The following is an 18928-nucleotide window of genomic DNA, read 5'->3' as shown; positions in this document are numbered from 1 at the left end:
AACAGGGAGATATCCATGAACTTACGCCTGACTGGGCTGGCGTTTGCGACAGTTTTTCTGGTCGGTTGTGCCGGCACTTCCGGATCATCGGACAGTGAACAACAGGGACGATCTGATCCGCTGGAAGGCTTCAACCGGACGATGTTCAATTTCAACTACAACTATATGGATCCGTACCTTGTGCGGCCTGTCGCAGTGGCGTGGCGTGATTATGTGCCGCAACCTGCGCGTAACGGTACCAGCAACTTCCTGAGCAATCTGGATGAACCGGCCAGCATGGTCAACTCCTTGCTCAAAGGCGATCCGTACCGTGCCGCGATCCACTTCAACCGCTTCTTCCTGAACACTATTTTGGGGATGGGCGGCCTGATCGACGTGGCCGGGATGGCGAACCCGAAACTGGCACGTGAAGAGGCGCAGGGCTTCGGCAGTACGCTTGGACACTATGGCGTGGGCTATGGCCCTTACGTCGTGTTGCCGGGTTACGGCAGTGCGACCGCTCGTGATGAAGGCGGGGATCTGGTCGATGACCTGTATCCGATGCTCAGTTACCTGACCTTCTGGATGTCGGCGGGCAAATGGGTGCTGGAAGGCGTAGAAACCCGTGCTGAGTTGCTGGATTCTGACGGCCTGGTGAGAAATTCAGCCGATCCTTATCTGTTTATACGTGAAGCTTACTTCCAGCGTCATGACTTCCTGGCGAAGGGCGGCCAGCTGACACCACAGGTCAATCCGAATGCGTCGCTGATTCAGGGTGACCTGAAAGATATCGATTCTGAGTAACCAGTGGTTCAGTGAAGCCCGTAAAAAAAGCGCCTTTCGGCGCTTTTTTCATTTCCGGCATCAGAGTCTGTTGATCAGAAGCTGTAGTTAAAGTTCGCGCCGTATAGCATGGCGGTGCCTTTTGCCTGGAATTCATAGTTTGGTACGCCATCAGCCACTTTCTCGCTGATATTCACGGTCTGACCATGCATGTACGACACGCCGACATCGACGGAAGCATCTTTATTAAAGGCGTAAGTGGTACCGGCTGAAATCCAGAAGCGATCCTGATCCGGGATAGAAATCGTGCGGTTATCTGCCGGAACCGGGCTGTCATCAAAGGCAATACCGGTACGGAAGGTCCAGTTATCGTCGTAGTAATAAGTGGTACCCAGCGCTATGCGGTAAGCATCATGGTAGCCTTCATCTTTTTGGAACAGCGTCTGGCCGTTTGAACCGGTTGCTTTCAGTTCCTGGAACTGGCTCCAGCTGGTGTACGCCAGGCTGTAGTGAATCGCCCATTTTGGCGCGACACGGTTATAGCCGGACAATTCCCACATTTCAGGCAGATTCAGGGTTAATGCACCTGGCACGGTCTGGCCGCCGGTGCCGCCTAAGACCTGAGGAAGATTGCTGCGGTATTCGCCGTCAAAGTCGACTTTAACTTCTGAGCGGTAGGTAAAGCCGTAGCGGTTGTTATCATCCACTTCATACAAAATACCGGCGTTCCAGCCGTAGCCCCATTCATTGCCTTTCAGCTTGGCGGCTTCGGTATCTTCTGAGACCAGGCCTCTGGTTTTCAGCGGTAACAGTTCACCGGCTGTACGGGTGATTTTCGCTTTTGCGTATACCGCATCAAAGCCCAGACCGAAGCTAAAATGCTGATTCAAACGGTAAGCAACACTTAAGTTAGTGTTAATGGTTGTGAGGTCCGTTTCACCGCCGATCGGGCCTGCCGGATAGTTATCGTTAAATTCTGTTGCCAGCCCGTAGTTAGACGTCGCCGAAGCCCCCACTGCCCACTGGTCATTCAGAGGCATAATAAAGTGGATATTAGGGATCCACTGGCTTGGTGCAATGTTACTGGCATCGGTGCTTGCGCCCGTGACCGGAGATTTACCGGTAATGTTGACATCAGGATCGACATAAATCGCCCCGATGGAAAACGCCGGACGATTAAACATGGTCATGGTTGCCGGGTTACGGCTGCCGGACGCTGCGGTATCCGCAATTGCGCCTTCACCAGAGAAAGAGCGACCTAAACCCGCAGCGGTATATTCATTTAACTGAAAACCTGCTGCATATACGTTGGAGGAAACAATTGCCACTGCAGCTGCCAGAGCTGATCTTTTAAACAGGTTTTTCTGGTTCATGACCAAAACCTCAATTTTATGTTTTTATCAAACAATGTTACATGGAGTAACAATGAGCGCGGGATTGTAGGGTCCGTTATCAGTCTGACAAATCAGACCAGTGACGGAAGTATAGGTCTGACCTGTGGTGTAGTTGCAATAATGTTTCACAGATATTTCCTTTTTGATGCAAAAAATTGGATCGACTTAACAAAAAACCAACAATAAAAGTTCAATTAAGAAACGTTAAAGTAAACCGGGTGATTTAGTTTTAACCGTACCGACGCTTTTTGGTGATCTGGATCACCAAAAAGGCACATAAAAAGTAAGTGCTAGCTGTAGCCAGACCGGTGGCGTAAAATACAGGCTGAAAATAAATCTTTAATTCGCAAACAGGCCAGACGGTGGACGTTGCCGTTGATGCCGGGGAGAAAATTATGTCTGACGTAACCATGTCCTCTAAATCCACCCAACCTCTGCATTCCATCAACAAATGTGGCGCGGAAGAAACCGCAGCCTGTTGCTGTGTTGATGTGGGCACCATCATGGACAACACCGATTGCACCGCTTCTTACCTGCACGTCTTCGAAACCGAAGCGCAGGCCAAAGAAATGCTGCAAACCCTGACCGAACGCGCACGCGGCGTTGAATCAGAGCCTTGCGAAATTAACAGTAAGATTGAGAAAGTTGACGGTGGCGTTGAGCTGAAAGTAGATTTCACTTTCTCCTGCCAGGCAGAGACGATGATCTTCCAGCTCGGATTACGTTAATTAATCCTGCTTTTAAAATACCGCTGCCAGCCAGCGGTATTTTTTTGCCTGCCATTTCTTCCGCTTCTTTCTTCTCATTCAAATTTCAGAAAAATTTGCTGTTGCTCGCACTTCAATACCTTTCACTTTGCCAAATGTAAATACATGGTTAAAACTGAGTTATCAGGTCTGACCTCTTAAGACCCTATTTCCTCAGGAGCTTGTATGAATAAAGTCATTCCACTGGTGACGCGTGAAGGCGATCGCATTGCGATTGTTGACGGTTTACGCACGCCGTTTGCGAAACAGGCCACCGCTTATCACGGCATTCCTGCCGTCGATCTCGGCAAAATTGTGGTCAGTGAGCTGCTGGCAAAAAGTGGGATCGACCCGAAAGATATCGATCAACTGGTGTTCGGACAGGTAGTCCAGATGCCGGAAGCGCCAAACATTGCGCGCGAAATCGTGCTCGGCACGGGAATGAATGTTTCTACGGATGCTTACAGCGTTTCCCGCGCCTGCGCGACCAGTTTTCAGGCAGTGGCAAACGTTGCGGAAAGCATACTCAGCGGAACGGTCAGCGTCGGGATTGCCGGCGGGGCGGATTCTTCTTCAGTGCTGCCGATTGGCGTGAGTAAACGCCTCGCCAGAGCACTGGTTGACGTCAATAAGGCCCGCACGTTGTCGCAGCGTCTTTCGATTTTCAGCAAACTGAAATTACGCGATCTGTTGCCGGTTCCCCCTGCAGTGGCGGAATACTCCACTGGCCTGCGCATGGGCGATACCGCCGAACAGATGGCAAAAAGCCACGGAATTTCCCGCGAAGAGCAGGATGAGCTGGCGCACCGTTCGCATACGCTGGCCGCGCTGGCCTGGGAGCAGGGCTACCTGAAATCACAGGTGATGGCGTCACAGGTTCCGCCTTATCGCGAAGTGCTGGAAAAAGACAACAACATCCGCCTGAATTCGGAAATCGGGCAATACGCAAAACTGCGCCCGGCGTTTGACCGTAAACACGGCACTGTCACCGCTGCAACCAGTACGCCGCTGACGGACGGCGCTGCTGCCGTTCTGATGATGAGCGAATCCCGCGCTCGCGAATTAGGGCTTAAGCCGCTGGGGTATCTCACGAGCTTTGCGTTTTCCGCCATTGATGTCTGGGAAGATATGCTTCTCGGCCCGGCATATGCCACGCCGCTGGCTTTAGACCGCGCCGGGCTGACGCTGGCGGATCTGGATCTGATTGATATGCATGAGGCCTTTGCCGCGCAGACGCTGGCAAACATCAAAATGCTGGCCAGTGATGAATTTGCTCGTGAAAAACTGGGGCGCAGTCAGGCAGTTGGCGAAATCGACTGGGATAAATTCAACGTTTTAGGCGGTTCGCTGGCATATGGCCACCCGTTTGCCGCAACCGGTGCGCGGATGATCACACAAACGCTGCATGAATTACGCCGTCGCGGTGGAAAGTACGGGCTGACGACGGCCTGTGCCGCTGGTGGTCTGGGCGCCGCAATGATTCTGGAGGCAGCGCAATGAGGGACAACATGGACAACTCCGTGCTGACAGAACAGTCAGCCGCAGAGCCGGTTTCCGCTTTCTCGCTGATGTTTACGGCAGAACATGTCGGCATCATCACCATTGATGTTCCCGGTGAAAAAGTGAATACCCTGAAGGCTGAATTTGCTCAGCAAATTTGCGCTATTTTGCAAAAAGCGCAGCAGTATCCGAATCTGAAAGGCCTGGTGCTGGTTTCTGGTAAAACTGATTCCTTTATTGCCGGTGCGGACATTACGATGATTTCCGGCTGTAAAACGGCGGCACAAGCCAGCCAGCTGGCGCAAAAAGGCCAGACGGTTATGTCGCAGATTGCCTCATTCTCCGTGCCGGTTGTGGCGGCGATCCACGGTGCCTGCCTTGGCGGCGGGCTTGAACTGGCGCTGGCATGTCATTCACGGGTGTGCTCTCTGGATGATAAAACACAGCTCGGCCTGCCGGAAGTTCAGCTGGGGCTGTTGCCCGGTTCGGGTGGCACGCAGCGTTTACCGCGGTTAATCGGCACGCCGAAAGCGCTGGATATGATGCTCACGGGGCGCAGTATTCGTGCGAAACAGGCACTGAAAATGGGGCTGGTGGATGATGCCGTGCCTTATTCCATTTTGCTGAAAACCGCGCTGGAACGCGTCGCCAAAGGCCGTAAATCCCGGCCACCTTTACCGTGGCCGGCGCGTCTGGCGGGCGGCCCGCTGGGTAAAAGCCTGTTGTTCTATTTTGTGCGTAAACAGACCCGTGCAAAAACACACGGCAATTACCCGGCCACAGAAAAAATTATTGATGTGGTGCAGACGGGTCTCGATCAGGGCAGCGGAAACGGTTATCAGGCAGAGGCCAAAGCTTTTGGCGAGCTGGTCATGACGCCGCAATCTGCCGCACTTCGCGGGTTATTCTTTGCCTCGACGGCGCTGAAAAAAGAAAAAGGCGCTGACGCGGAGCCGTTGCCGGTTCGTCGCGTCGGGATCCTCGGTGGCGGGCTGATGGGCGGCGGCATTGCGAATGTTACCGCGACCCGCGCGGGGCTGCCGGTGCGCATTAAAGATATTAATCACGAAGGCATCCGCCACGCGCTGAAATACAGCTGGGATCTGCTGGAGAAAAAAGTCCGCAGCCGCAGGCTCACCCGTAACGAACAGCAGCGGCAGATGATGCTGATTTCCGGCACCACGGATTACAGCGGTTTTTCGCAGATTGATATTGTGGTGGAAGCCGTGTTTGAAGACCTGGCGCTCAAGCAATCTATGGTGGCGGAAATTGAGAAAAATGCCGCGTCGCGCACTATTTTTGCTTCAAACACTTCTTCTCTGCCGATTCATCAGATTGCGGAAAAGGCCACAAGGCCTGAGCAGGTTATCGGCCTGCATTATTTCAGCCCGGTAGACAAAATGCCGCTGGTGGAGGTTATTCCCCATGCGGGCACCAGCGCACAGACTATTTCGACCACGGTTTCACTGGCGAAGAAACAGGGGAAAACGGCGATTGTGGTCGGCGACAGCGCCGGGTTCTACGTAAACCGCATTCTTGCTCCCTATATCAACGAAGCGGCACGCTGCCTGCTGGCCGGTGAACCTGTCGATCACATCGATAACGCGCTGGTGAATTTTGGTTTCCCGGTCGGACCCATTCAGCTTCTCGACGAAGTGGGCATTGACGTTGGTACCAAAATCGGCCCGATTCTGGTCGAGGCGTTTGGTGAGCGTTTTGCCGCGCCTTCTGGCTTTGACGCTGTCTTGCAAGACGACCGCAAAGGCCGAAAAAATGGCAAAGGTTTTTATCTCTACGGCCAGAAAGGGCGCGGGGCGAAGAAAAAGCAGGTCGATCCGTCGGTCTACCGTTTGCTGAATGTCACGCCTAAAACGCAGTTGTCGGGCGAAGAGATCGCACAGCGCTGCGTCATGCTGATGCTGAATGAAGCCGTACGCTGCCTGGATGAAAATGTTATCCGCAGCCCGCGCGATGGTGATCTTGGCGCAGTCTTCGGTATTGGTTTCCCGCCGTTTCGTGGTGGGCCGTTCCGTTACATCGATACGCTGGAAGCCGCCAGCGTGGTGAAAACGCTGGAACAGCTGGCACAGCGGTATGGTGAGCATTTCACGCCGTGTGAAGGTCTGCGGCAACGGGCGGAGCAGGGGGCACGTTTCTGCCCCTGAGAGCGGTGCGCGAAAAGGTCGGCAGAGTGTGACCAATATCACTGCTTAATGCTGAGTTTCGCGACAATCTGGAACGGATCCTGCTTGCAGCCTGACGACAGCGCGCGGGATCTTTTTTATGGTGAGGCCGGCTTTGTGTACGAACAATCCCAAGCGGTTGATCTACAACCCGAGTGGTTAAATATTCGCCGCAATGGTTTACAAGCTGTAAGGGTTGGTGTAAAAAACAGCGTTTTCTTTACGCGAACTTTCAGGCAAAATGCCCGACCGCTGTTGCTGCACAGACAGAATCTGTGGGCACGGCGTGTTAAGTGGATGTACTGCCTTACAGTTATCTTGTAATGAGAAGGGTCGCCCGAACGGCGATCAAAAAGGCTGGGCAATGGGTAATACAGCACGCAAGGCGTTTCTGTATAGCGCTATTTTTGTTAACAAAAGCGGTGCAATATGCAAGTTGTAATTATGCGTCACGGTGATGCGGTTCTTGAAGCTGCCAGCGATTCGGTTCGCCCGTTAAGCGAATGCGGATGTGACGAATCAGTACATATGGCGGCGTGGCTGAATGGCCGGGGTATCAACATTGATCGCGTTCTGGTCAGTCCTTACCTGCGTGCGCAGCAGACACTCGAAAAAGTTCGTCAGTGTCTGGCTCTGCCTGAAAATGTTGAAATTGATATTCTGAAGGAACTGACGCCGGGCGGCGATCCAGCCCTGGTCGCCAGCGAACTGCAGCATCTGGCGCAGACGGGCGTCAACGCGGTACTGGTGGTTTCCCACCTGCCGCTGGTGGGCTATCTGGTCGCAGAACTGTGTCCGGGAGTTTGCCCGCCGATGTTCGCTACCTCTGCAATGGCGAGCGTGGAGCTGAATGCGCAAACCGGGCAGGGCAGCTTTGACTGGCAGTTTAGTCCGTGCCAGGTGATGGCAAAAGTGTAGTTTTTCGGGACGAAAAACGACACAAAGAAGGGCACAGCTTATGCTGTGCCCTTCTCGTTTCTGAATGCGGGTGATTTTTCGCGGTCAGCTGATTTTGTCATCCAGTTCAATGAGCACCAGCAGGGCCGCGGTGCCGCCTAACTCTTTTGGTGCCTGATGAAAGGCTTCAACGTCAGGATGCTGGGCCAGCCAGAGCGGGGTTTGCTGCTTGAGAATATGTTTGCCGTGGCCGTGCATGACGCACGCGCAGTGAACATGCTCGCGGCGGCAGGCGGCGATCAGCGCCCCTAATTCCTGCTTGGCTTCTTTCTGCGTTAATCCGTGCAAATCGAGAAACAACTCAGGGGAATAATCTCCGCGACGTAATTTTTTCAATTCAAAATGGCTGACGTCTGGCCGGATATGGCGCACCGGACCCTCTTCCTGCAACATCGGCTGGAATTCATCAGAAAAATAGTAGCTTGCGTCCACCTGCTCCTGAATCAGCTTTTTAGGTGACAGCTCTGTTACCTTTTTGCGCTTCGGGCGGTGTGTAATTATATCGTTTTTCAGGCGCTTGACGCCCGGCACAGCCTCGCGAAAGAGCGCGGTTTCCTCCGGGCTGAGCTGGTGTTTTTTCTTCATCTTTTCATCGTCATTTTCGCTCAATACGGACAGTGTACCTTTCGTCGCCCTGTGGTTTAAAGAAAACTCAGGGTTAAATTCTTCGAGACATCGCGCAAGTGCGTTGACTAGCTGCTGATTTGTGGCGGGCTTCGTGGCAAACTATGCGGAAAATTACGGGTTAAACGTCTGTTAAAAACCCTGTACTGCCTGGAGAACAAAATTGGACAAAATTTTCGTCGACGAAGCCGTCAGTGAACTGCATACCATTCAGGATATGCTGCGCTGGACCGTCAGCCGCCTGAACGCGGCCAATGTTTATTACGGCCATGGCACCGATAATCCGTGGGACGAAGCCGTGCAGCTGGTCTTGCCAAGCGTGTTTTTACCGCTCGACATTCCTGAGGATATGCACACGGCGCGCCTGACCTCCAGCGAACGCCACCGTATCGTTGAGCGCGTGATCCGTCGCGTCAACGAACGTATTCCGGTCGCCTATCTGACCAATAAAGCCTGGTTCTGCGATATGGAGTTTTATGTCGACGAACGTGTGTTAGTACCGCGCTCACCGATTGGCGAGCTTATCAGCAACCGCTTCTCCGGCATTTTGCATGACAAGCCACAGCACATCCTCGATATGTGTACCGGCAGCGGCTGTATTGCTATCGCCTGTGCTTATGCTTTCCCGGAAACGGAAGTGGACGCCGTGGATATCTCTGCGGACGCGCTGGCCGTGGCTGAGCGCAATATCGATACGCACGGCATTGAACACTGGGTTACGCCAATCCGCTCCGACCTGTTCCGTGAACTGCCGCCGCTTCAATACGACCTGATCGTCACGAATCCGCCTTACGTTGACGAAGAAGACATGTCCGATTTGCCGCAGGAATATCGCCACGAGCCTGTTCTTGGTCTGGCCTCCGGCACTGATGGCCTGAAACTGACCCGCCGTATTTTGGCCTGCGCACCGGATTATCTGACCGATGACGGCGTGCTGATTTGTGAAGTGGGTAACAGCATGGTGCATCTGATGGAGCAATACCCTGAGATCCCGTTCACCTGGCTGGAATTTGAAAACGGCGGCGACGGTGTATTTATGCTGACTAAACAGCAACTGCAGGATTGTGCAGAATACTTCACCGGCTACCGCGACTAAGTTCCGATACAGGCAACGATGGCCGGCAAATTGCCGGTCATCAGGCAATCAAACAAACAACATAATGGTTAAGGAGCCGTGATGGCAGGGAACAGTATTGGGCAGTTTTTCCGCGTCACTACTTTTGGTGAATCCCACGGCGTGGCGCTGGGTTGTATTATTGATGGCGTGCCGCCGGGCATTTCGCTGACCGAAGCAGACCTGCAACACGATCTCGACCGTCGTCGTCCGGGGACCTCGCGTTATACCACGCAACGTCGCGAAGCCGACGAAGTCAAAATTCTTTCCGGCGTCTTTGAAGGCGTGACGACCGGCACCAGCATTGGTCTGATCATCCAGAATACCGACCAGCGCTCGCAGGATTACAGTGCGATCAAAGACGTGTTCCGTCCGGGGCATGCCGATTACACCTACGAGCAAAAGTATGGCGTGCGCGATTACCGCGGCGGTGGTCGCTCTTCAGCTCGTGAAACGGCGATGCGTGTTGCTGCGGGTGCGGTAGCGAAGAAATATTTACTTGAAAAGTTTGGGGTGAAAGTCCGTGGTTATATGTCACAGATGGGCGATATCGTCTGTGAGCTGAAAGACTGGGATCTGGTCGAAACCAACCCGTTTTTCTGCCCGGATGCCAGTAAGCTGGAAACGCTGGATGAGCTGATGCGTGCCCTGAAAAAAGAGGGCGATTCCATCGGCGCGAAAATTACCGTCGTCGCGGAAAATGTCCCTGTTGGCCTGGGCGAACCGGTATTTGATCGCCTTGATGCTGATCTGGCGCATGCGCTGATGAGCATCAACGCGGTGAAAGGCGTAGAAATCGGCGATGGTTTTGCCGTCGTAGCGAAACGCGGCAGTGAAAACCGTGATGAAATTACGCCAAAAGGCTTCGAAAGCAACCATGCGGGCGGCATTCTTGGTGGGATTAGCAGCGGCCAGCCAGTGGTTGCACATCTGGCGCTGAAACCGACCTCCAGCATCACCGTTCCGGGGCGCACCATTAACCGTGAAGGCGAGCAGGTTGAGATGATCACCAAAGGCCGTCACGATCCGTGCGTGGGGATCCGCGCTGTGCCGATCGCCGAAGCCATGATGGCAATTGTGCTGATGGATCATTTGCTGCGCCAGCGCGCGCAGAACGGCGACGTTCATTCCACCGTGCCACGCTGGTAAGCCTTCGATGAAATTCTTACGCAACGTTCCTGCGTTTAAAATTGCCTGCGCCAGTCTTCTGGCGCTCGCGCTTTGCGCACCTGCTATGGCGGCAACGCCGTGGCAGAAAATTACTCAACCGATTTCCGGCGCACCGCAGGCGGTAGGCAGTTATGCCAACGGATGTCAGATTGGCGCGCAACCTTTGCCCCTGAACTCACCAGATTATCAGGTGATGCGTACCGATCAGCGTCGTTATTTTGGTCAGCCGGATCTGCTGGCGTTCATCACGCGACTCGGTACTCAGGCGCAGCAAAAAGGGCTGGGCACTATGCTGGTGGGAGATATGGCGATGCCAGCGGGCGGGCGTTTCAGCAGCGGCCATGCCAGTCATCAGTCCGGGCTGGATGTGGATATCTGGCTGCAACTGCCACGCCAGCGCTGGAGCGAGCAGATGTTGCTGAAACCGCAGCCGATCGACCTGGTCAGTGCTAACGGCAAATCTATTGTGCCGAGCCAGTGGCAACCGCGTATCGAAACGCTGATCAAAATGGCGGCGCAGGATAAAGACGTGGTGCGCATTTTTGTTAATGCGGCGATCAAACAACAGCTTTGTCAGGATGCGGGCGCAGACCGTGAATGGCTGCACAAAGTGCGTCCGTGGTTTGGTCATCGTGCGCATATGCACGTGCGTCTGCGTTGCCCTGCGGGCAGTACCGAATGCGAGAATCAGGCGCCACCGCCTCCGGGTGACGGATGTGGTGCAGAGCTGCAGAGCTGGTTCCTGCCGCCGAAACCTTCTACCGGTAAACCGGTGAAATCTGAACCACCTCCGTTGCCGCCGACCTGCCAGGCGCTGCTGGATAAACACGTTCTTTAATAACGTTTTGATAATTCTTCGCTACGTAGAGCAGGACTGATAGAGAAATGGACTGGTTGATTGTTGCCCCCTGGGTGTTAGTCGTTTTATTTTTCGTCGCACTGTTTGCTGGTTTCATTGATTCCATCGCGGGGGGAGGCGGGTTAATCAGCCTTCCTGCGCTGCTGGCGGCGGGTGTTCCTCCGGCGCAGGCGATTGCGACCAATAAATTGTCATCCATCGGCGGCTCCTTTTCCGCCAGCCTGTACTTTGTACGGCGTGGTGTCGTGGATCTCAACGATCAAAAGCTCAATATCGCCTGTACATTTGCAGGCTCTGTGATCGGCGCGATTTTGATCCAACATCTTCGTGCCGATATGTTGCGCCAGATCCTGCCGCTCCTGATCATCTGCATTGGCCTGTATTTTTTGCTGACGCCGCGCTTAGGTGAAAGTGACCGGGCGCGCAGGTTGAACGCATTGCCCTATGCATTGGTAGGCGGTGGTTGCGTCGGTTTCTATGATGGGTTTTTCGGGCCTGGTGCCGGTTCATTATATGCGCTGGCTTTCGTGACGTTGTGCGGGTTTAATCTGGCAAAAGCCACGGCACATGCAAAAGTCCTGAATTTCACCTCTAACCTGGGCGGGCTGATCTTCTTTATCCTCGGTGGCAAAGTGATTTGGGTGCTGGGATTTGTGATGGCGGCTGGACAGTTTATCGGTGCCCGGCTGGGGGCGAGAATGGTGCTCAGCAAGGGCCAGAAGATGATTCGCCCGATGGTGGTGGTGGTTTCCGTGGTGATGAGCTGTAAACTGATTTATGACAACCACGGTGCCGAAATCCACCAGTGGCTTGCCCTTCATATTTGAAGCTGCAGAATGCTTGCCCGAAGTCATGAAATAGGTCATTCAATCAAGGGTATATTGTCGCCCCTGATCTTACTTACAGAGTTTCACAGCCAATATGTCTGATTCGACTGCAACACATAACTATCATCAATTGATGGACATTTTTGATTCCTGTTTCTTTGAGGAATTCAACGTGCGCCTGGTGAAAGGCGACGACGAGCCTATCTATCTGCCCACTGATGAGCAGGAATCGTTTAACCGCATTGTGTTTGCACACGGCTATTACGCCAGCGGGATGCATGAAATCTCTCACTGGTGCGTTGCAGGCGCTGAACGCCGCAAGCTGGTGGATTTCGGTTACTGGTATTGCCCGGATGGCCGCGATGCGCAAACCCAAAGCGAATTCGAGAAAGTGGAAATCAAACCACAGTCTTATGAATGGCTGTTTTGCGCTGCTGCCGGCTTTAATTTCAACGTGAGCTGTGACAACCTGAGCGGCGATTGCGAGCCAGACCGCGTGGGCTTCCAGAACAAAGTGCGTGAAGAAGTACTCCGCATGCTGGATCAGGGCATTCCTGAAAGACCGGCGCGCTTTATTAAAGCGTTACAATCGTTTTACAATACCGCCCCTTTGACGCCTGCAGATTTCCCTGCGTTGCAGCCGATTGAATAAAAAAACAGAGTCCGGATACGAGGAAGAGTAATGATCGCAGAATTTGAAACGCGGATTTTAACGCTGATCGACGACATGGTCGAAAGCGCCAGCGACGATGAATTATTTGCCAGTGGCTATCTGCGAGGCCATCTGACCGTCGCGGTTGCTGAAGCGGAAGAGAATGGCGAACATACCGCCGAAGCGCTGAAAATTCGTGTTCAGGATGGTCTGGATAAAGCCATTAAAGCCGGTGAATTATCACCGCGCGATCAGGCTCTGGTTCAGGGCATGTGGGAAACTCTTTATCAGGCTTCATTACCAAACTAACCGGCATCTCAGTAAAAAAAGCGCAGCACGGTGTTACGGCTGCGCTTTTTTATTGCCTGAAAAGGGCAATCAGCGGGATTCGACCGGGCGGCCTTTGAGTAATTTTCTCACCCACATCCGGTTCGGATTCAGCGCGGCCAGCGTTTCACTGTCCAGCGGCAGTGGCTCACCGGCAATCTGCGCAGCCAGCACTTCTGCACCGAGCGGCGCAGAGCTCAGACCACGCGAACCGAGTGCGCCAAACAGGAACAGATTCTCATGCACCGGCGCATTGGCGACCGGACGATGGCGCTGAACGTCGAGATCTAACTTCTGATAACTTTCCAAAAGTGCATCGTAATCAGAAACCGACCCGATCATCGGCAGGTGGTCGCGCGTGGCGCAGCGCACGCCGTTCCGCGCCTGCGCGTCACTGACGTCCACGTCTTTAGGCCATTGCTGCTCCGGCAGGCAGCTCAGCAAACGCTGACGGTTTTCCTGCTGATCGTCTTCACGGTAATCCGTACATTTATCGGCACGATGATAGCTGGCACCGATGCAGTGATGCTGGTTGAGCGGATTCACCGGCGTCAGATAACCGTCGTAGCACAGCACTTGTTTAAGTTTGCTCAGTTCCGGCGTGGTGGGAATATGCGAAACCTGGCCGCTGACCGCATAAACCGGAAGCTTTTCACTCTGGGCAAAATCAGTGATATCCGCACCGTTTGCCAGCACTACGGCCTGATGGCGGGTTTCATGCCCATCGGCAAACTTCAGCGTCCAGTTTTCGCCCGCATCGCGGGTTAGCGCCGTGGCCCGCTGACGATAATGCACCGCTAATCCCTGCGTTTGCGCCAGCGCGATCAGCGATGCGGTCAGTTCCGCCGGGCACAGCCAGGCTCCCAGCGGATACGTGATACCGCCGCTGCCGCAAGGCAATCCGCATAATGCTTCAGCCTCGGCTTCACTCAGCCCTTTCGCCAGCCCTTCCGGCCAGTTACCGCCCAGAATTCCGTCAATTTTGCCCTGGCTTTTTTCGTCATACCCCAGTTGGGTTACACCGCTCCAGCCGTGATCAAAAGGCACGCCCAGCTTTTCCAGCTGGAAATACTGGCGACGGGCGAACGTAAAGGCATGTGCAAAGAACTGTTCCAGCGTGTCGCCCCGGCCATTGAGCAGCGGATAAACCGCGCCCTGACGGTTACCGGATGCGCCCAGCGCCGGTTTTTCATCGGCGCAGTACAGCGTTACGGCATAACCACGGCGCAACAGCGCCAGCGAAAGTACGGCGCTGGCGACGCCGCCGCCAAGAATTGCGAATTCAGTGGCATTTTTAGCAGACGGGCGGAAATACCACGGCGCAGGATGAGGAATATCAATTCCTGCGGGCAGAACGCCGGATAACATATGCCGCTTTTCACCGAACCCGGGCACTTTCGCGATGTCAAAACCCGCGTCCTGCAAGCCGCGGCGCACAAAACCGGCGACGGTGAAAGTGGCGAACGTTCCCTGCGGGCGGGTCATTTTGGCCATCGAACGGAAAAGTGCTTCCGTCCACATGTCCGGATTTTTTGATGGCGCAAATCCGTCCAGGAACCAGGCATCGACCTGCTGATTCATACTGGTGTCACATGCGGGCAGCAGGGTAGTCACATCGCCAAACCAAAGGTCGAGCGTGATGCGTCCGCCCGCGAGTAAAAGGCGGTGACAACCGGCGAACGGCATCGGCCATTGTTCGCAAAGCTCAGCGGAATACGCAGCCAGTTCAGGCCATTGCGCATGGGCAGCAGCCAGATCGCTGGCGGATAACGGGAATTTTTCGTAGCTGATGAAATGCAGGCGTTGCAGCGTGGCGCCGGGACTTTCAGCGCGGAAAGCATCGAACGCCTGCCACAGCGTCAGGAAGTTCAGCCCTGTGCCAAAACCGGTTTCGGCAATGATGCAAAGCGGGCGAGGGTGGGCGGAAAAACGCGCCGGAAAATGGTTGCCATTCAGAAAGACATGACGTGTTTCCAACAAACCGTCCTGATTGGAAAAATAGACGTCATCAAAATGTCGGGAAACAGGTGTACCCTGTTCGTTCCAGCTTAATTCAGCCGGCGTGATCGGGTTATGGCTCACGTGAAACTCTCTCAGTTCAAGGCGATGCCGGAGTTTAACGCTGCGTTTGACCTCGCGCAAATTTACCGCGATTTACACAAGGAATTGCTGATCGGACTTGTTCGGCGTACAACTGTACGCTAGAGTGCGTGACGAAATCCCAAATGGTGAATAGTACAAGAGGTATTAAATGAAACGTGCAGTGATTACTGGCCTGGGTATCATCTCGAGCATCGGTAACAACAAGCAGGAAGTTCTTGCATCTCTGCAGGAAGGTCGCTCTGGGATCACCTTCTCGCAAGAGCTGAAAGATGCCGGGATGCGTAGTCACGTCTGGGGTGATGTCAAATTAGACACCGCAGGCCTTATCGATCGTAAGATTGTGCGTTTCATGAGTGATGCCTCGATCTACGCTTACCTTTCCATGCAACAGGCGATTGAAGACTCCGGTCTGACCCCTGAAATGGTCTCTAACGAACGTACCGGCCTGATTGCAGGTTCCGGCGGCGGTTCTCCACGCAATCAGGTTGCGGGTTCAGACGGCATGCGTGCCAAAGGCCTGCGCGGCGTTGGCCCTTACATGGTGACCAAAGCGATGGCTTCCGGCGTTTCTGCCTGCCTCGCAACCCCGTTCAAAATTCGTGGCGTTAACTATTCCATCAGCTCTGCCTGCGCAACCTCTGCTCACTGCATCGGTAACGCGGTAGAAATGATTCAGCTCGGCAAACAGGACGTTGTCTTTGCCGGTGGCGGTGAAGAACTGTGCTGGGAAATGGCGTGTGAATTTGACGCGATGGGCGCATTGTCCACCAGCTACAACGAAACCCCTGAAAAAGCTTCCCGTACCTACGACAAAGCGCGTGACGGTTTCGTCATTGCAGGCGGCGGCGGTATGGTCGTGGTTGAAGAGCTGGAACACGCTCTGGCACGTGGCGCACATATCTACGCAGAAATCGTTGGCTACGGCGCAACGTCTGACGGCGCAGACATGGTGGCTCCATCTGGCGAAGGCGCAGTGCGTTGCATGAAAATGGCAATGAACGGCGTGGATACCCCAATCGATTACGTTAACGTTCACGGGACTTCTACCCCTGTCGGCGACGTGAAAGAACTGGGTGCAATCCGTGAAGTGTTCGGTTCCAAAACTCCGGCACTGTCTTCCACTAAAGCCATGACCGGTCACTCTCTGGGTGCCGCGGGCGTGCAGGAAGCTATCTACACCTTGCTGATGGCTGAACACGGTTTCATCGCGCCAAGCATCAACATCGAAAACCTCGATGAGCAGGCAGAAGGCATGGACATCATCACTAAACCGACTCAGCGCGAGCTGACGACTGTGATGTCCAACAGCTTCGGCTTCGGTGGCACCAACGCCACTCTGGTGATGCGTAAGCTGAAAAACGACAAATAACTCCTGTCGTTAAGCCATAAATTAAAGCCCGCTTAATGCGGGCTTTTTATATCCTTCATCCTTCAAGCCGCCTCTGCGTTGGCTTCGTTCGTTCACCCCGGTCACTTACTTCAGTAAGCTCCCTGGTTCATTCACTTGCCGCCTTGATGCAACTCGAATGATTTTGGATATCTAATCCAACATTTCAGGTACAATTTCGCCGCTTATTATTTTCACCTTGTTGACATAATGCTCTCACTCCAACGCCTTCATCACCGACATCGGCACTTCCCGGCCTGGCTGGGTATTGTGGCGATTTTGATGTTGTTTATCGCACCGGTGGTTTCTAAATCACTGGTGGCTGAGGGTGCGCAGCACATGATGATGCCCGGAATGGTGATGTCCGATATGGACATGCCGGACGGGGAAATGGCTGACATGGCGTTGTCAGACACCGAAACATCAGGTGAACATTGCCATCCGCAAGCCTGTAAAACGGCGCAACATGACACCGTGAAAGGGTTGCTTTCCGGAGACATGAGCGATGCTGCCTGCGGTTATTGTGTGCTGCTGGCGCATTTACCGCTGCTCGGTTTACAGGCCATGCCGATGCTCTGGTCGCTGGAGCTTTCCAGCCGCGCGCCTCCGCGTTCTCTCAGGCAACGTCCTGTTCCTTCGCTGTTCTTTACCGATTCACAACCCCGCGCCCCGCCTGTTTCCTGATATTCACTTTTTAAGCCATTCCTTTTCAGGTTAACGACGATTTTTCGGCGTTAGCGATGTGCTATTTGAAATTCAGGAAATCAGATTTATGAACCAGCCTGCAAACCTGCGTGCAAACGCGGGGGAAAAACTGCCTGCACAAACCGCGTTTCTCGCCCTGTTGCGGCGTCTGCATTTTTATATTGGTCTGTTTGTCGGGCCGTTTATTTTCGTCGCTGCGCTGACCGGCACGCTGTATGTGCTGACGCCGCAGTTCGAAAATTACCTGTACGCGGACGCGCTGTTTACCGGTTCACAGGGCGCATCACAGCCGCTTTCACGCCAGATAGAGTCGGCGACAAAAGTGGCGGGGATAAATCCAAAAATTTATGCCGTCAGACCCGCGCCGGAACGCGGAGATACCACGCGGGTGATGTTTTCGGATCCGCAACTGGGCGCGTCCAAAAGCCGGGCAATATTCATCGACCCGGTGACGCTGGCGGTAAAAGGCGATATGACAGTTTACGGAACCAGCGGGATTTTGCCGTTCCGCACCTGGCTGGATGACTTACATCGCGGGCTGTTACTGGGAGATATTGGCCGCGTGTACAGTGAACTGGCCGCCTCGTGGTTATGGGTAGCCGCGTTGGGCGGCATTGTTCTCTGGTTCACCGGTCGCAGAAAACCCCATGCGCCACGCAAGCTGAGCGAAAAAATTGCAAAGCAGCAGCGCAGCCGCCACTGGCACAGCACGCTGGGCGTGATTCTGCTGGCCGGGCTGTTGTTCTTTTCCGCGACGGGGCTGACGTGGTCGCAGTGGGCAGGGGACAATATCGGTGTTCTGCGTGCGCATATGGGCTGGATGACACCGGCGGTCAAAACCAGTTTATCTCCTGAGCCGGTGGCCGCTCCGGTGGATGAACATGCAGAACATCATGCGCACATGGCTGACATGCCGGATATGCCCGGTATGGACATGTCGGGTGATGCGATGCCTGCCGCACCGGCTGCCGTGGCGGTTTCCGCGCTCACTTTCGATGGTGTTGTTCAGGCGGCCAGGGCATCAGGTATTGAGGCGCGCCGGATAGAAATCCGCCCGGCTTATACCGCCGGTAAAGCGTGGACGGTGACGGAAGTTGACCGCAGCTGGCCAACACAGGTTGATGCGGTTTCCGTCGATCCGGCATCATTGCAGATTACCGATCACGTGCGTTTTGCGGATTTCCCGTTGCTGGCGAAGCTCACGCGTTGGGGCGTTGACGCTCACATGGGCATCCTGTTTGGCATCTGGAATCAGGTCATTCTGGTTGCCTTTGGCACCGGGCTTTGCGCGATGATCGCCTGGGGATACCGGTTGTGGTGGTTGCGTCGTCAGGGGGATGTCGGCAGCAGCCCGGCCATCACCTTGTTGCAAACCTGGAAACGTGTGCCTTTTGCCCTGCAATGTCCGATAGTGCTGGTCACTTTAGGGTTAGCGATTTCATTGCCGGTCATGGGCGGCAGCCTGGTTATCTTCCTGCTCATTGATATCTTGCGCTGGCAGCGTCAGAAAAAGGCGCTTAAAGCGGCCTCAGCCCTGAGCTGAAATATTTTTTTGGGGTGAATATCCTTCCGGCGGTGCAATATTTGCACCGCCGTTTTTTTATTTGCGCGATGCCTC

Annotated in this window: 17 protein-coding genes; 14 read left to right on the top strand and 3 right to left on the bottom strand. The window is 54.2% G+C overall.

The window, feature by feature from the left end:
* Positions 1-15 precede the first annotated feature (15 nt).
* On the top strand, positions 16-783 hold the full coding sequence (mlaA, locus tag CWS43_RS06810; RefSeq protein WP_101076157.1) for a phospholipid-binding lipoprotein MlaA: 768 nt from the start codon (positions 16-18) through the stop codon (positions 781-783).
* 74 nt (positions 784-857) lie between these two features.
* Here the strand turns inward: mlaA and fadL are convergent, their stop codons facing one another.
* Positions 858-2135, bottom strand: coding sequence for a long-chain fatty acid transporter FadL (gene fadL / locus CWS43_RS06805; RefSeq protein ID WP_101076156.1), 1278 nt, complete (start codon positions 2133-2135; stop codon positions 858-860).
* Between the two features lie 416 nt (positions 2136-2551).
* Here fadL and CWS43_RS06800 point away from each other — a divergent pair, with 416 nt between their 5' ends.
* The 4 genes from CWS43_RS06800 (at position 2552) to sixA (ending at position 7503) form a co-directional block, all read left to right on the top strand.
* A complete protein-coding gene (locus CWS43_RS06800; protein WP_101076468.1) occupies positions 2552-2884 on the top strand; it encodes a YfcZ/YiiS family protein in 333 nt (110 codons plus the stop codon).
* A 204-nt stretch (positions 2885-3088) separates the two neighbouring features.
* Complete coding sequence (gene fadI, locus CWS43_RS06795) at positions 3089-4402, top strand: acetyl-CoA C-acyltransferase FadI (RefSeq protein WP_101076155.1); 1314 nt, start codon at positions 3089-3091, stop codon at positions 4400-4402.
* A gap of 8 nt (positions 4403-4410) precedes the next feature.
* Complete coding sequence (gene fadJ, locus CWS43_RS06790) at positions 4411-6567, top strand: fatty acid oxidation complex subunit alpha FadJ (protein ID WP_101076154.1); 2157 nt, start codon at positions 4411-4413, stop codon at positions 6565-6567.
* Positions 6568-7014: 447 nt separating this feature from the next.
* Entirely contained in the window at positions 7015-7503 is a 489-nt protein-coding gene (sixA, locus tag CWS43_RS06785; protein WP_101076153.1) for a phosphohistidine phosphatase SixA, read from the top strand.
* A gap of 84 nt (positions 7504-7587) precedes the next feature.
* Here sixA and smrB read toward each other — a convergent pair whose 3' ends face one another.
* On the bottom strand, positions 7588-8127 hold the full coding sequence (gene smrB / locus CWS43_RS06780; protein ID WP_101076467.1) for an endonuclease SmrB: 540 nt from the start codon (positions 8125-8127) through the stop codon (positions 7588-7590).
* A 202-nt stretch (positions 8128-8329) separates the two neighbouring features.
* Here smrB and prmB point away from each other — a divergent pair, with 202 nt between their 5' ends.
* The 6 genes from prmB (at position 8330) to CWS43_RS06750 (ending at position 13097) form a co-directional block, all read left to right on the top strand.
* On the top strand, positions 8330-9262 hold the full coding sequence (prmB, locus tag CWS43_RS06775) for a 50S ribosomal protein L3 N(5)-glutamine methyltransferase (RefSeq protein ID WP_101076152.1): 933 nt from the start codon (positions 8330-8332) through the stop codon (positions 9260-9262).
* 81 nt (positions 9263-9343) lie between these two features.
* Positions 9344-10429, top strand: a complete 1086-nt coding sequence (gene aroC / locus CWS43_RS06770; RefSeq protein WP_101076151.1) for a chorismate synthase — start codon at positions 9344-9346, stop codon at positions 10427-10429.
* A gap of 85 nt (positions 10430-10514) precedes the next feature.
* On the top strand, positions 10515-11288 hold the full coding sequence (gene mepA, locus CWS43_RS06765; RefSeq protein WP_101076466.1) for a penicillin-insensitive murein endopeptidase: 774 nt from the start codon (positions 10515-10517) through the stop codon (positions 11286-11288).
* Between the two features lie 47 nt (positions 11289-11335).
* The gene (locus tag CWS43_RS06760; RefSeq protein ID WP_101076150.1) at positions 11336-12136 is read left to right on the top strand and encodes a sulfite exporter TauE/SafE family protein; all 801 of its coding nucleotides are present in this window, start codon (positions 11336-11338) and stop codon (positions 12134-12136) included.
* 94 nt (positions 12137-12230) lie between these two features.
* Positions 12231-12788 (top strand): elongation factor P hydroxylase, encoded by a 558-nt coding sequence (locus CWS43_RS06755; RefSeq protein ID WP_101076149.1) that lies wholly within the window; start codon positions 12231-12233, stop codon positions 12786-12788.
* Between the two features lie 30 nt (positions 12789-12818).
* Positions 12819-13097: a YfcL family protein gene (locus CWS43_RS06750; protein WP_101076148.1), complete on the top strand. Its 279-nt coding sequence runs from the start codon at positions 12819-12821 to the stop codon at positions 13095-13097.
* Positions 13098-13166: 69 nt separating this feature from the next.
* Here the strand turns inward: CWS43_RS06750 and mnmC are convergent, their stop codons facing one another.
* A complete protein-coding gene (gene mnmC / locus CWS43_RS06745; RefSeq protein ID WP_101076147.1) occupies positions 13167-15197 on the bottom strand; it encodes a bifunctional tRNA (5-methylaminomethyl-2-thiouridine)(34)-methyltransferase MnmD/FAD-dependent 5-carboxymethylaminomethyl-2-thiouridine(34) oxidoreductase MnmC in 2031 nt (676 codons plus the stop codon).
* 169 nt (positions 15198-15366) lie between these two features.
* Between mnmC and fabB the strand changes: the two genes are divergently transcribed.
* The 3 genes from fabB (at position 15367) to CWS43_RS06730 (ending at position 18853) form a co-directional block, all read left to right on the top strand.
* Positions 15367-16587, top strand: a complete 1221-nt coding sequence (gene fabB / locus CWS43_RS06740) for a beta-ketoacyl-ACP synthase I (RefSeq protein ID WP_101076146.1) — start codon at positions 15367-15369, stop codon at positions 16585-16587.
* A gap of 228 nt (positions 16588-16815) precedes the next feature.
* Positions 16816-17289, top strand: coding sequence for a DUF2946 domain-containing protein (locus CWS43_RS06735; protein ID WP_101076145.1), 474 nt, complete (start codon positions 16816-16818; stop codon positions 17287-17289).
* Positions 17290-17377: 88 nt separating this feature from the next.
* Positions 17378-18853 (top strand): PepSY domain-containing protein, encoded by a 1476-nt coding sequence (locus tag CWS43_RS06730; protein ID WP_101076144.1) that lies wholly within the window; start codon positions 17378-17380, stop codon positions 18851-18853.
* The last annotated feature ends 75 nt before the right edge of the window (positions 18854-18928 follow it).

This window comes from Rahnella sp. AA, assembly GCF_002834385.1.
Taxonomy (GTDB): Bacteria; Pseudomonadota; Gammaproteobacteria; order Enterobacterales; family Enterobacteriaceae; genus Rahnella.
The sequence above is the reverse complement of the archived record's forward strand: the minus strand, read 5'-3'. Positions and strand labels throughout refer to the sequence as shown.